At 50.0% G+C, this 13646-nt stretch carries 13 protein-coding genes and 1 tRNA gene; 10 read left to right on the forward strand and 4 right to left on the reverse strand.

Translation table 11 applies throughout. The features are described from left to right. The first annotated feature begins 4 nt into the window (after window positions 1–4). The 9 genes from IEY63_RS06020 to IEY63_RS06060 are packed head-to-tail and all read left to right on the forward strand — an operon-like array spanning window position 5 to window position 8347. A complete protein-coding gene (locus IEY63_RS06020; RefSeq protein WP_189068107.1) occupies window positions 5–1036 on the forward strand; it encodes a glycosyltransferase family 4 protein in 1032 nt (343 codons plus the stop codon). Beyond that, window positions 1033–2286 carry an O-antigen ligase family protein gene (locus IEY63_RS06025; protein WP_189068108.1) on the forward strand — a complete coding sequence of 418 codons (1254 nt, stop codon included), beginning with the start codon at window positions 1033–1035 and terminating at the stop codon, window positions 2284–2286. The genes IEY63_RS06020 and IEY63_RS06025 overlap by 4 nt, the downstream gene beginning before the upstream one ends. Further along, window positions 2279–3334, forward strand: coding sequence for a glycosyltransferase family 4 protein (locus IEY63_RS06030; protein WP_189068109.1), 1056 nt, complete (start codon window positions 2279–2281; stop codon window positions 3332–3334). The genes IEY63_RS06025 and IEY63_RS06030 overlap by 8 nt, the downstream gene beginning before the upstream one ends. Continuing rightward, on the forward strand, window positions 3327–4259 hold the full coding sequence (locus tag IEY63_RS06035) for a glycosyltransferase family 2 protein (RefSeq protein ID WP_189068110.1): 933 nt from the start codon (window positions 3327–3329) through the stop codon (window positions 4257–4259). The genes IEY63_RS06030 and IEY63_RS06035 overlap by 8 nt, the downstream gene beginning before the upstream one ends. Then, window positions 4259–5287: a dTDP-glucose 4,6-dehydratase gene (gene rfbB / locus IEY63_RS06040; RefSeq protein ID WP_189068465.1), complete on the forward strand. Its 1029-nt coding sequence runs from the start codon at window positions 4259–4261 to the stop codon at window positions 5285–5287. The genes IEY63_RS06035 and rfbB overlap by 1 nt, the downstream gene beginning before the upstream one ends. After that, window positions 5284–6183, forward strand: coding sequence for a glucose-1-phosphate thymidylyltransferase RfbA (rfbA, locus tag IEY63_RS06045; protein ID WP_189068111.1), 900 nt, complete (start codon window positions 5284–5286; stop codon window positions 6181–6183). Before rfbB ends, rfbA begins: the two co-directional genes overlap by 4 nt. Then, entirely contained in the window at window positions 6176–6724 is a 549-nt protein-coding gene (locus IEY63_RS06050; RefSeq protein ID WP_189068112.1) for a dTDP-4-dehydrorhamnose 3,5-epimerase family protein, read from the forward strand. The genes rfbA and IEY63_RS06050 overlap by 8 nt, the downstream gene beginning before the upstream one ends. After that, entirely contained in the window at window positions 6721–7449 is a 729-nt protein-coding gene (locus tag IEY63_RS06055) for an SDR family oxidoreductase (protein WP_189068113.1), read from the forward strand. Before IEY63_RS06050 ends, IEY63_RS06055 begins: the two co-directional genes overlap by 4 nt. A gap of 13 nt (window positions 7450–7462) precedes the next feature. Continuing rightward, window positions 7463–8347: a hypothetical protein gene (locus IEY63_RS06060; protein WP_189068114.1), complete on the forward strand. Its 885-nt coding sequence runs from the start codon at window positions 7463–7465 to the stop codon at window positions 8345–8347. Here the strand turns inward: IEY63_RS06060 and IEY63_RS06065 are convergent. Beyond that, entirely contained in the window at window positions 8257–9411 is a 1155-nt protein-coding gene (locus IEY63_RS06065; RefSeq protein ID WP_189068115.1) for an O-antigen ligase family protein, read from the reverse strand. The two genes, IEY63_RS06060 and IEY63_RS06065, sit on opposite strands and share 91 nt — an antisense overlap. 262 nt (window positions 9412–9673) lie before the next feature. On the opposite strand from IEY63_RS06065, the gene IEY63_RS06070 reads away from it, so the two are divergent. Then, window positions 9674–11098 (forward strand): phosphoglucomutase/phosphomannomutase family protein, encoded by a 1425-nt coding sequence (locus IEY63_RS06070; protein ID WP_189068116.1) that lies wholly within the window; start codon window positions 9674–9676, stop codon window positions 11096–11098. A 118-nt stretch (window positions 11099–11216) separates the two neighbouring features. Here IEY63_RS06070 and IEY63_RS06075 read toward each other — a convergent pair. The 3 genes from IEY63_RS06075 to IEY63_RS06085 form a co-directional block, all read right to left on the reverse strand. Next, window positions 11217–11291 (reverse strand) — tRNA-Glu (locus tag IEY63_RS06075). 184 nt (window positions 11292–11475) lie between these two features. Beyond that, the gene (gene lpdA, locus IEY63_RS06080; RefSeq protein ID WP_189068117.1) at window positions 11476–12882 is read right to left on the reverse strand and encodes a dihydrolipoyl dehydrogenase; all 1407 of its coding nucleotides are present in this window, start codon (window positions 12880–12882) and stop codon (window positions 11476–11478) included. A 97-nt stretch (window positions 12883–12979) separates the two neighbouring features. After that, window positions 12980–13645 (reverse strand): response regulator, encoded by a 666-nt coding sequence (locus tag IEY63_RS06085; RefSeq protein WP_229784521.1) that lies wholly within the window; start codon window positions 13643–13645, stop codon window positions 12980–12982. Window position 13646 lies beyond the last annotated feature (1 nt).

The following is a 13646-nucleotide window of genomic DNA, read 5'->3' on the forward strand; positions in this document are numbered from 1 at the left end:
TATAATGAAGATTGTTTTTATAATACCTCGTCCTATGTCTCTAGTTTTTGGTGGATCAGAGGTGCAGGCACTCAAAACAAAAGAACAATTGGAAGATCTTGGTCATACTGTTGAATTTCTAAATATGACAAGCTTAGACCAAATAAAAAAAGCTGATATTGTACACTTTTTCGGTAGTGATTATATTTTTGGTCAATTATCGGAGATGCTGGTAGCTGCAGGAATTCCCTACGTAGTTTCCTCCATATTTTACCCAGTAGGTTCCGGGATCCTAGCTAATAAATTCGCTTCTAGGGTTTTGCGAACGCAATTCTGGCACCGTAAAAAAGTCCTTGAAAGAAGCCAGCGAATTCTACCAAATTCGATAAGCGAGATCTCAAGACTCACATACATGTATGGTTTTGACAGCAACAAATTTACTGTCGTAAATAATGGTATTGACAGAGATTTTATTGGAGATGGGGGACAAAATTTTAGAGATTCTCATATTAGGAAAATATTCGGTGAGTCGGAATTTATTCTTTCAGTTGGTAGGATAGAGGGTAGAAAAAATAGTATAAAACTATTAGAATCGGCGCATAGGCTCGACATACCGGTAGTTTTTATTGGTAGATTTACAGACACTGAAAAGCAATATGCGCACCACTTTAAAAATTTATCTATGAGAAAAAAGACGGGTTTTTTACATATCAATGGATTGCCGCAAGGTGGACCTATGTTAGCTAGTGCTTATGCAGCATGCTCCGCTCATGTTCTTTTGAGTAAATTGGAAACACCAGGGTTAGTGAGCTTAGAGGCGGGTCTGAATGGAGCTAATCTGGTGGTATCTCGTTGCGCACCAGTTGAGGATTATTTCAATGATATTGCTTTTATTGTTAATCCTGAAGACCCTCAAGATGTAGATTATGCTATAGAGAAAGCTGTTACCTTACCTAGAAACTTTTTAAGTCAGTCTGAGTTTATTAGTGAAAATTATTCTTGGGAAACTGCTGGCATGAAAACGATCGAAGTATATCGACAGATTCTAGAATTATGATGGATATGCGAATAAGTCTAAGGCCATATCATGTTATTTATTTTAGTCTTTTGTTTTTTATATTTATCCCGAAGATAAATTTAATTGGTTTAAATTCTACAGCTGTGGGCATAAAACCAGATGATATATTATATTTTTTGCTTCTTATTATATCTATAGGTATGTTTTATTTTGATAAGAAAATTCCTAGAAAGATATTGGCAATATTTTTAGTTATAACTATATTAAATATAGTACAGATACTTTTATCTAATTTCGGCACTTCGGCATTGCCATACCTTTTGAGATACACAATGTATATATCTATTTTCTTTATAGGATATATGCTTGCTCAACGTAATTTGAAAAAGTCATTCAATGCTATAGTTAATCTATCTGCCTTTGCTGTATTGATTGAATTTATTTGGTCAATTCTACAGTTCTTGGGTATCTTAGGTGGTTCTCAAGACGGAGTTTGGCGAACTGGCCACATATATCGAACAGTTGCTCAAACTGCAAACCCAATTGAGCTTGCGCTTCTGGTTCTTTTTCAGATTCCCTTTTTAATATACATGATGTCGTCTGTTAAAAAGTCTACGAAGAAAATAGCATATATACTAATTATTATGGCTTGCACAACACTGTTTATGACGCAATCTCGCGCTGCAATGATTGTGGGAGTACTGATTGTCGGATTATCATATATTAAGTCGTCTAAGAATAAATATATAAGCTTGCTAATAATAATTGTATTTTTTGCGATATCAGGTTATTCTTTATCCAAAAACGAGCGTATAACAAGTGTTTTCAAATCGAATTCAATCGCATCTCTAGCTAAAGATTTAAGAAATGGCGGTCAAATAATTAATAGCGATGTTAACTTCGTTAAGTTAGATCGTCTTTCAAGTAACTCTGACCCATCCCTCTTCATTAGATTATCGAAATGGCGATATTTATGGGAAAAGATTAAGCAGGGACCGTTAGGATTCGGACCAGGTTACTTCGGTCCATCTATTGATGGATTCTATATCAGAATGTTGGCTGAAAATGGTCCTTTGGGATTGATGTTATTTTTAATTCTCTTATATAATATATTTGGACGCATATATCTTAATAATAGCCTGAAATATGCAGTTCCATTTGCAGTTATGGCTATTATGATCGTGGCTTTTATCGTTGATGCATTTTACTTCTCGAGATTCGCTTACTGGTTCTGGTTTGTGTCAGGAATTTTCTATGTCAATACGCAAAGGGGAAATAAAAATGATTGAGATTAACGGCAGATTTATGACTCAAAAAATGACTGGTGTTCAGAGATATGCTTACGAAATCGTATCACGTTTTGAACGTCAATCCTACAAGCTCTTGTATCCTAAGAATGCTACGCTTCAAACAGATTATCAGGGAGTTGCGGGTATTGGGGTCGGATTTGGAAGTGGATATTTATGGGAGCAGGTCTCGCTTCCTGTGACTTCGGCAAATAAAAAAGTATTATGGTCTCCTTGTAATATGGGACCCGTGATGTCAAGAAATCAAATTGTCACTATACATGATGTTTTTTCTATTGAAAATCCTGAATGGGTTTCAAGTAACTTTCATAGATGGTATAAATTTATCTTACCCATACTGGCTCAGAGAAGTAGAAAAATTATTACAGTATCTGAATATTCAAAAATGCGCATCATTGAAACGCTTAAGATAGATGAATCAAAGATAAAAGTTTTGGGAAATGGAGTCTCTGAGAATTTTTATCGAAGAGATTCGGAGGAAATAAAAAGAGTTCGTATAAAATATAATTTAGAGAAAGATTATATTCTTACTCTTAGTTCTATAGAAAAAAGAAAAAATTTATCCAGGATACTTGAAGCTTGGGCTAGTATAAAAAATGAAAAATATCAGATGGTTGTGGCTGGTGGACTAGGTAGTAAAAAGGTTTTTGGAGAATCTATCGATCTAGGTGATACGGCAAAATTCATAGGATATGTTGAAGAAGCTGATTTGCCTGCGCTTTATTCGGGTGCTTCAGCATTCATATACGCGCCTCTTGCAGAAGGTTTTGGAATCCCGCCGCTCGAAGCGGCTGCTTGCGGGACCAGAGTTATAACATCGAATAATACTGGGATTCTTGAGCATGCTCAGGAGTACGCATGTCTTGTTGACCCATATGATGTTAACGATATAAAAGATAAATTGAATGATATTCTCGCTAATCCTTCAATATGCAGCATTACTGAGGATATGTCTCAAAGACTTAGAAAAAAGTATAGTTGGGAAGCAATATCAGAGGGAACATTTAAGGAGATTTCGGAATATGCATAAAATAGCTATTGTAATTCCAACGTATAATCCTGGAAGTCATGCTATTTCAATGATAAATGCAATTCGTGACCAGGATTTAATGGTCAGCAAAGTGGTGATTATTGATTCCTCATCTGAGGATGGATCGTGTGAACTTTGGAAGGATGCTGGTTTTGACGTAATTAGTATAAGTAAATCGGATTTTGATCATGGGGCTTCGCGTAATCTGGGTGCGCGAATGGCAATGGATTGCGATATTCTAATCTTTATGACTCAAGACGCTGTCCCTGAGAACGCGGAAACACTTCGGAATCTTGTCGAGCCTATTATTTCCAGACAAGCTGACGCACTTTATGCACGTCAGCTTGCACGGCCTGATGCTTCTTACATTGAGAGCCTCACCAGGTCGTATAATTATCCCGCCCAAGAGAATCAAAAGTTTGCTTTAAAGCATACTGGTTCTAGCAGTAATGGTGCTAGAAAATATTTCTTCTCCAATGTGTGTTCAGCATACAGAGTGGAAGCTTTCAAAGCAGTTGGTGGCTTTGAAGAGGGGATTATTCTGAATGAAGATGTAGTCATATGTAAGCGAATGATGGATCAGGGTTATCGAGTGGGCTACAGTAGTAGTGCAAAAGTTATCCATTCTCATGAATACACTATCAAGAAAGATTTTTCTAGGAGCTTTGATATAGGAGTGTCTCATTCCGATATAAGTGCGCTCAAAAATCTTAACTCTGAGGGGGAAGGATTAAAATATGTAAAGTTTATTTTAAGTAATTTATACATAAATAAAAAACCATTGATTCCGAGATTTATTCTGCACTCTTTTGCTCGTTATATGGGCTATTACCTCGGTAAAAATCATCGCCTCCTGGGCAAGAAAATTTCTAAAAAGTTCAGTATGCATAAAGGCTATTGGCTAAATGCGCGGAGGAGTCTATGATGGAGAGACTACTGATAACTGGTGGCTGTGGATTCATTGGCAGTAATTTTGTACGCTACTGGTTAGCGCAACACCCTGAGAGTCGCATAGTGATATATGACAAGTTAACTTACGCTGGTCGTAGAGAAAACCTGCTCGATCTATGGGATTCAGCCAATATTTCACTTGTGGTGGGAGACATCGGAGATCAGGAGCTTGTGCGAAAGACATGCACGGATGAAAGTATCAACCTGATTGTTAATTTCGCAGCAGAGACGCACGTAGATCAAAGTATTCTGGGGCCTCTGGTCTTTACTGACACGAATGTGCGAGGCACGCATGTACTCCTGGAAGTAGCGCGCGAACTGGGTATCCGCTTACACCACATCAGCACTGACGAAGTCTATGGCCATATCAAGGATGAGCATCAGAGTTTAGAAACAGACGAGCTGGCACCCCGCAGCCCATACGCTGCCAGCAAAGCCGCAGCAGATCAACTAGTCCAGGCATACGCGGTCACGTACGGTATACCGGTGACCATCACTCGTGGCGCAAACAATGTCGGCCCCTACCAATACCCTGAGAAGGCTGTGCCTCTGTTCAGCACCAATGCCATCCTCGGTGAGGTTATCCCTGTCTACGGAGATGGCCTGCAAATGCGCGATTACGCTCACGTCTACGATCACTGCACAGGGATTGAGGCCGTGCTGCTCAGGGGTGAGATTGGTGCGGTATACAACGTCGGGACCGGCCGCGAGATGACCAACTTGGAGATGGTGGATATTGTGCTCGACACTCTCGGCCAGGATCACAGCTTGGTGAGACATGTCGCTGACCGCCCAGGGCATGACCGTCGCTACTCCATGAACGTGGATAAATTACGGAGTCTCGGCTGGGAGCCAAAATACGATCCCCGGCAGGCCGTCGCAGAAGCTGCGCGCTGGTACGCAGAGAACCGCTGGTGGTGGGAGCCCATTCGCAATAGTGAGTTCCGAGAGTATTACAACCGCCAGTACGCCGAACGCCTCGCGGGTACCCAGACCACATGACTGCATTCGCCACTTCGCGCCGGGGCATCATCCTGGCTGGCGGATCCGGTACTCGCTTATATCCGGCGACCATTGCCGTCAGCAAGCAACTGCTCCCCATCTATGATAAGCCGATGATCTATTACCCGCTGACGACCCTGATGCTGGGCGGCATGCAGGACATCCTGATCATCAGCACGCCCGAAGACACCCCGCGCTTCCGACAGCTGCTGGGAGACGGGTCTCAGTGGGGAGTCCGCCTGGAATACGCAGTGCAGCCCAGGCCTGAGGGATTAGCGCAGGCTTTCCTGATAGGTGAGGAGTTCATCGCCGGCCAACCCAGCGCTCTGGTGCTGGGCGATAACATCTTTTATGGCAACGACCTATCCCATCTGATGCAGGCGGCGAACAGTCGCACGCAGGGCGCCACGGTCTTCGCGTATCAGGTGAGCGATCCTGAGCGGTACGGTGTGGTGGATTTCGATCAGACTGGCAAGGCACTGTCCATTGAGGAAAAGCCGTCTGAGCCTAAGTCGGATTATGCGGTCACTGGGCTATATTTCTACGATAAGCACGTAGTAGAGATTGCCCGCAGCATCAGGCCTTCGTCGCGTGGCGAGTTGGAAATTACGGACGTAAATAGTACCTACCTGCACAGCGGGCTTCTGGATGTACAACTAATGCGCCGGGGCTTTGCGTGGCTGGATACGGGTACACACGAGAGTATGTTGGAAGCCAGCTTGTTTGTGCAAGCGATCGAACACCGCCAAGGCCTGAAAATCGCTTCCCCCGAGGAAGTCGCGTGGCGGAATGGTTGGATCACTACCGAAACGCTGCTCGCCCACGCCCAGAAGCTTTCCAAGAACGGGTATGGAAAATACCTTTTGAAACTAAGTAAGGAGAAATGGCATGTCTGAGCACGCCATCATGCTTGCGCCCCAATACGCGCAGGAACTGACATTTGAGACATACCCAGTTGCGCCGCAGATTCATGGCGTGTGGATTCACGCGTTGAAAAAGAATCGGAGCGAAAATGGTGCCTTTATGGAGTATGTCCGTATGGATGTGGAGGGTGTACAGGGCCTGCCAGGTCAGCTTAAACCCAGACAGATCAGCGTTTCGTGGGCAGCGCCGAAGCGCATCAACGCCTTCCACATCCACATCAAGCAGGAACAGAATGAAATCTGGTGTGTGTTGCAGGGCCAACTGGTGATCTGGTTGGTTGACTGCCGCAAGCACAGTCCCACCGTGGGCGTCAAGCGCAAACTGGTTTTTAGCGGAGAGCAACCAATGATGGTTCACATCCCCAGTGGCGTTGCGCACGGGTATCAGGCCAGTGAACAGGGAGCCACATTGCTCTACACCATGGACGCGCAGTTTGATATCACTGATCCCAACGAGGGACGCTTGCCCTGGAACTTCTTCGGTGATGAGTTGTGGGCTGAGGACATGGGATGAAAGTTCTCCTCACTGGAGGCGGCGGTCGGTTAGGTACGGAACTCCGTACCTTGTTGCCGGGTGTTGTGGCACCGCCATCAGCAACAATGAACATTACAGATATTTCTCAAGTAATGTCCGTTGTAAAATTTGAAAAGCCAGATATCATCGTTCATGCTGCCGCATTCACAGATGTCAAGCTGGCTGAAACTAAGCGGACGGAATGTTGGTCTGTGAACGTGGAAGGTACTCGCAATATGGTTCAGGCGGCTAATGAAGTAGGTGCGATCCTGTTCCATATAAGTACGGATTATGTTTTTAGTGGAGAGCTGGGGGGATATAAGGAATCGGATACGCCCGGTCCCACTGTCAACTATTATGCACTAACAAAACTCATAGCCGAAGAGGCAGTCAGATGTGCCGAGAAATATATTATAGTCCGGACTAGTTTCAGGCCGCGAGAATTTCAGTACCCTATTGCATTTAGTGACGTTTATACAAGTCAGGATTATGTAGACGTAATTGCTCCAGACATAGCACTAGCCATTAATTTAAGCTCAAGAATAACACCCTCTATTCTTCACATTGCTACTGAGCGTAAAAGCGTTTACGAATTGGCTCGAAGGCGTAATACTAAAGTGACCTCAGGTCTTAAGGCTCAAGCCGGTGTTCCTTTACCTGGAGACGTTAGCTTGAACTGTGACAGATGGGAAGATATTAAGCATTCTTTACTTCCGATAATTTGAAATTAAATCAACTATGGACAATTTAAAAAACTTTATCGCTAAAATTGATGGACTGTCTGAAGTTATGTCTGATGGTAATTCAGACTTCAGAGCAGTCGAAAAAAACCCTGTACTACTAACGCTTGATTTACCTGCTGATAAACTTGTGGTATTTAAGTATCAATTATATTCTAGAAAATCAGATATCAATACTAAAATATATATAGACAATACTTTATTAAGGACAGATAAATTCTATAAAGCTAATTTTTTTGATAAAAGATTTTCATTTAATTCGAAGGGAAAATTCAACTTAAGAATTAATTACAGCTGTACTCCAAATCCTTGTGATATTTCCCAGATTCGACAATACGACAGTCAGATTAGTGTCGTCAACTATCCAGATACATCCCACACTGTAGGATTAAACGCCACTCTTTATCAATATAATTCACAAAGTTTTCCTGTTCGTGTTCAAGGCCTAGCCGACCTCTTGTTTGAGAATGGCAGATTTTACCGTCAATTGACCACTAGAGATGTCTCACTGCATCTTGATGAGGGTCTTAGACCGCTGCATCTTGTCTTAACTGTGGCTGGAAGTTCAGGATTCTCGGTTGAGTTGAAGAATTTAGGACGAATTCTTGGACAAATACATGGTGACCAAGTCAACTCTGCACACGGGGTATTTGACCTATCAAGTGTTACCACCGATTCAGATATTAAATTAATATTTAAATGTAATGACGGTGGGTATGCCTGTGTTAAAGTCGAACAACTCGGTCTAGCTCTAGCAGATACGGTTTCAATGAATTATCGTGTGGCGATAAATTATGCTGCCATATTCGCTATATTTTTATTATTTTTTTTACTCCTAATTAGAAAGGTGAAGCCACAGAAAACCCAGAACAACTCTCCATAATGCAATGTAGGTAATATAACTGTTACATCAAATATATTCATAAATGTATACCCAAATAATATTGCGTTGGGTAATGGTGAGTCCGTCAGTATTATCTGTCTAGCAAAATATATAAATAGTACCAAAAATCCCAAAAGGCCGATAATCCCTGTGGACAAACCCTGATTAATAACGAGATTGTGCGCTGTGAGATTGGCACTAATAAAAGCTTCCAAAGATTTTGGACAGGAGGCCCCAGCTATTTCTGCTGCCTGAGTTAGTGAGCAGCCTCCCACCATAAGTTGAGTTATGTGCGGTCCTGCTTGATACAGACCTACCCCCCCTATCGGATTCTTCTTCCACGAGCTAAGGGCTTCAGCCCACACGACGTCTCTATGGCTGAGGCCTCTTCCAGAGATGTGATCGAAAATAACTGAGTTACCCCTCGACATGACTGGTAGCAGCAATAGAATGCAGAGAAATGCAAAGAATATAAATCGAAGATTTCTTTTTAAAATTGCCCCTATAAAACCTGTGATCAGCGCTAGAGCAGCTCCACGGCTCCCTGTTGCCAGAAGGGTAATCAATGCGATAATTATCATTGAGATTTTAAAAATTAGACCCTTGTCAGAGTAATATACGAGCCAAACAAATAGAGCTGCTGTAAAACCTAACGATACTGAATGATAATAGGGCCCACTTAATCTATTCAAAAGATTTACATTTTCTAATATTGTGAATATCCATGACGAAATAATAATAAAAACCTGCCCATATATGATGGGGAAAACGTATATGCTGCTTTTTAAATATAATCCGACTGCTATAAGTGATAAGATAAGAAATGAGTGGAGACCTATTAGAAGCAAAGACAAAACAGGATTATCTGTAAAAGCGGTTGATATAAGTTGTGTCAAAAGGAATCCGCCAATCAAATACTTAGCCGACTGCGGAATGCTTGCAAGGTCCCTTAGCCTGGAGAAAGAAGCAAGATAAAGAGGAGGAAGAACAGGGACGAGAGCGATCAGCCAGCTCACCCACTGAGGGGGGGGGCTTGCGCTGGTTTCATCTTGTTGGGTCGTCATACGTGTAAGTATATGACACTCAAGCGTTGGTTGGCTATAATGTTCGCTCCTTCTATTAACCGTGAGGCCAATCTAAAATAGCGCTTTTAATATATACTGCTGCATTATTTTATTCAAAGTGGATTTTAATAAATTAATTTGATTTATATAATCAAAAATTTTTCCACAATAGATTATTTTCTGTGGCTGGTTTCTTATAATTTTCAAGGCAGGCGACCTGAGATGCCGCGATAGTGCGCTGTGCGATTACACTGAGATCCATATGCCGATTACATTCGGAACAGATGGCTGGCGGGATATCATCGCTGAGGACTTCACCTACAACAACTTGCGGATCGTGGCGCGCGCCCACGCGCAGGTGCTACGGGAGGAGGGAGGCCGGTTGGTCGTGGTGGGGTTAGATACCCGCTTCCAGGGGAGCGGGTTCGCGCGGGTCGTGGCGGATGTCATGGCTGAGCAGGGTCTGGACGTGCTGCTGGCCCCAGAGTTCCTCCCCACGCCGGCGCTGTCGTTTGCTGTCGTGCATCACGGGGCGGCGGGCGGCGTCATGATCACGGCATCGCACAACCCGCCGCCCTACAACGGGTACAAGATCAAGGGAGCCTACGGTGGCAGCGCCACACCCTCGACCGTCGCGCAGATCGAGTGGGCGCTCAGTCACCCCAGCCGGTACGAGGGCGCGCGGGGGACAGTTCAGCCTCTGGACATCCGCGAGGCCTACTACGCGCAGCTGGACCGGCAGCTGAACTTGGAGACGCTGCGGTCCTACCGTGGCCTGGTGGTGCACGACGCCATGGGTGGCGCGGCCTGCGGGTGGCTGGCCGACTACGTGATCAGCCGGGGGTTGCCGCTGCACTTCGAGGAACTGCACGGCCGGCCGGACCCGATGTTCTATGGCGTGAACCCCGAGCCGATTCCGCAGAACCTGGGTGACCTGATCACGCGACTGGCCGGGGAGACCGGGACGGCCCTGGGCGTCATCACGGACGGGGACGCCGACCGGGTGGGGGCCGTCACGGCAGGTGGCCGTTTCTTCAACAGCCATCAGATCTTCGCCGTGCTGCTGCGGCACCTGTACGGGCGTGGCCTGAGGGGCCGCGTGGTAAAGACCGTGTCGGGCAGCCGCGTGATCGAGCTGCTGGCCGGGCGGCTGGGTCTGGACGTGCTGGAGACGCCGGTGGGCTTCAAGTACATCACGGACGCCTTCCTGGAAGGTCAGGCGGACGAGCGGCTGGCCGTGCTGATGGGCGGCGAGGAGTCCGGCGGCCTGTCCTCCCGTGGGCACATTCCCGAGCGTGACGGGCTGCTGAACAGTCTGCTGATGATCGAGGCCGTGGCCGCCAGTGGCCTGAGCCTGGACGACCTGTTCGCCCAGATCGAGCAGGAGGTGGGATTCCGGCACTTCTACGACCGCAACGATCTGCACCTGAGCGCCGCGTTCGATAAGGCCGCGCTGCTGAGTGCCGCACCGGCGTACGCCGAGGTGGCCGGGCACGCCGTGCAGGGCGTGAATACCCGCGACGGCGTGAAGCTGCTGCTGGACGGAGGGGCGTCGGCCATGTTCCGCGCGTCCGGGACGGAGCCGGTGGTGCGGGTGTACGTGGAGGCCCAGAGCGAGGAGGCCGTCCAGACCATTCTGGCGGAGGCCACCCGGCGCGTCCTGGCACTTGACCCCGGCGCGCACTGATCCTGGCGGCCAGCACTGGGAGGGGACAGCCCATGCCCCCTCCCAGTGCTGGCTCATGCGCCGGGCCTGCGGGGGATCAAAAAGCGCTCGCCTCCGCGTGAGCAGAGGCGAGCGTTCGTGGTGACCCCAACGGGATTCGAACCCGTATCGCTACCTTGAAAGGGTAGTGTCCTAACCGTTAGACGATGGGGCCACACCACTTCAGTTGTCGTCGGCTTGCGCCTTCGCTTCCTGCCTTTCAAGGGGCGCCGTTTCCGGCACGCACAGAAAGATACAGGGTTTCCTCAGTTTCGTCAAGCGGTGTGGACGGGTGCCCTGCGGGGCCAGAGAGAGGCGGGGCGGACCGCCGCGGTCACGCCCCGCCTGAAGTGCGGTTTTTACATGTGCAGCGCGCGTTTGTCGGTGGCCAGGGCGGCCTCCTTGACGACCTCGGACAGGGTGGGGTGGGCGTGGACGGTGCGGGCGAGGTCCTCACTGCTGCCGCCGAACTCCATGATCGCCACGACCTCGCCGATCAGCTCGCTGACGCCGCCGCCGATCATGTGCACGCCCAGCAGCTTGTCGGTCTGCGCGTCGGCGATGATCTTCACGAAGCCGCGCGTGTCGCCGTGGCCCAGGGCGCGGCCGTTCGCGCTGAACGGGAACTGCCCGGTCTTGATGCTCAGGCCCTTCTCTTTTGCCTGCTTCTCGGTCAGGCCGGCCCAGGCGATCTCGGGGCTGGTGTAGATCACCCAGGGGATCACGTCGTAGTTCACGTGCCCGGCCTGCCCGGCCAGCATCTCGGCGAGGGCCACGCCCTCCTCCTCGGCCTTGTGGGCCAGCATGGCGCCGCCGATCACGTCGCCGATGGCGTACACGCCGGGGAGGTTGGTGCGGTAGTGGTGGTCCACCTTCACGAAGCCGCGCTCATCCAGCGCCAGACCCACCGCGTCGGCACCCAGGCCCTGGGTGTGGGGCACGCGGCCGATGGAGACGATCAGCTTGTCGAAGCGCGCCGTGACCTCCTGCTCCTTCTCGGTGTAGGTCACGCTCACGCCGGTCTCGTCCTGCTCGACAGAGGTGATGTTCACGCCGAAGTGGAAGTCCAGGCCCTGCTTCTGGAACAGCTTCAGGCCTTCCTTGGCAATCGCGTCATCGGCGGCCATCAGGAAGCCCGGCAGGGCCTCCAGAACGGTGACCTGCGCGCCCAGGCGGCGCCACACGCTGCCCAGTTCCAGGCCGATCACGCCCGCGCCGATCACGCCCAGCTTGCCGGGCACTTCGGTGAAGCTCAGCGCGCCGCTGTTCTCCACCACGTGCCCGCCGAAGGGTGCTAGGGGCAGCGCGCGGGGGCTGCTACCCGTCGCGACGATCACGTGCTTGGCCTTCACCTCAGTACCCGCCACGTCCACGATCCAGGCGTCGCCGTCCTGGCGCACGAGGCGGCCCAGGCCGTGAATGCTGGTGATCTTGTTCTTGCGGAACAGGAACGCCACGCCGCCCGTCAGCTTGTCCACCACGCCGCTCTGACGCTTCAGCATCTGCGCGACGTCCACGGACGCGCCCTGTACGTTGATGCCGTGCTCGGCGAAGTCATGCTGGAGCATCTCGAACTTCTCGCTGCTGTCCAGCATCGCCTTGCTGGGAATGCAGCCCACGTTCAGGCACGTGCCCCCCAGGGACGCCTTGCCATTCCGCTCAAAGGCGTCCACGCAGGCCGTCTTGAAGCCCAGCTGCGCCGCGCGAATCGCCGCCACGTACCCCGCGGGGCCGCCACCAATCACCAGAACGTCGTAAGAATCCATAGCGTCTCTGAGCGTACCACCGCCCCGAAACGCCCAGCGTGACACGTTCCCCGGTCAGGGACAGCCGCGCCGGGCACGCAATGCACGCAAGTCCCCGCTACACCCGGCGGTAGCGTTTTGCGGGGCGGCCCCCGGTGCGGACGTCGGTGCCCACGCTGGCCTCGCCGGTCTCGACGAGGTGCTCCAGGTACCGCCACGCGGTCACGCGGCTGAGGCCCACGCGGGTGCCCAGCTCGGCGGCACTCGCCTCGCCCAGGTCGCGCAGGGCGGCCCGCACGCGGCGCAGCGTGTCCCCGTCCAGCCCCGCGGCGTCCGGGGCGGCGGGCGGGGCGAACAGGGCGTCCAGGTGCCCCTGGCGCACGTCCCCCTGCGCCCACAGCGCGGCGCGTTCTCGGGCGCGCTCCAGCGCCAGCGTGAAGCGCTCGGGCGTCACGGGCTTCACGAGGTAATCCGCCGCGCCGTGCAGCAGCGCGTCCTGCACGCTGGGCGCGTCGCTGGCGGCCGTGACCAGGATCGCGTCCACCCGCGCGCCACTCATGCGCGCCTCGCGCAGCAGGTCCAGGCCGCGCCCGTCGGGCAGGTGCACGTCCAGCAGTAGCAGGTCCGGGTGCAGGGTGCGCAGCATGGCCCGCGCCACCCGCAGCGATTCCGCCTGCCCCAGCACCGTGAAGCCCCCGGCGCGCTCCAGCAGCCGCCAGTGCAGCGCCGCGATCTGCGGGTCGTCCTCGACGATCAGCACGCACAGCGGTGGGGGAGAGGTCACG

Source organism: Deinococcus radiotolerans, from assembly GCF_014647435.1.
Classification (GTDB): Bacteria; Deinococcota; Deinococci; order Deinococcales; family Deinococcaceae; genus Deinococcus; species Deinococcus radiotolerans.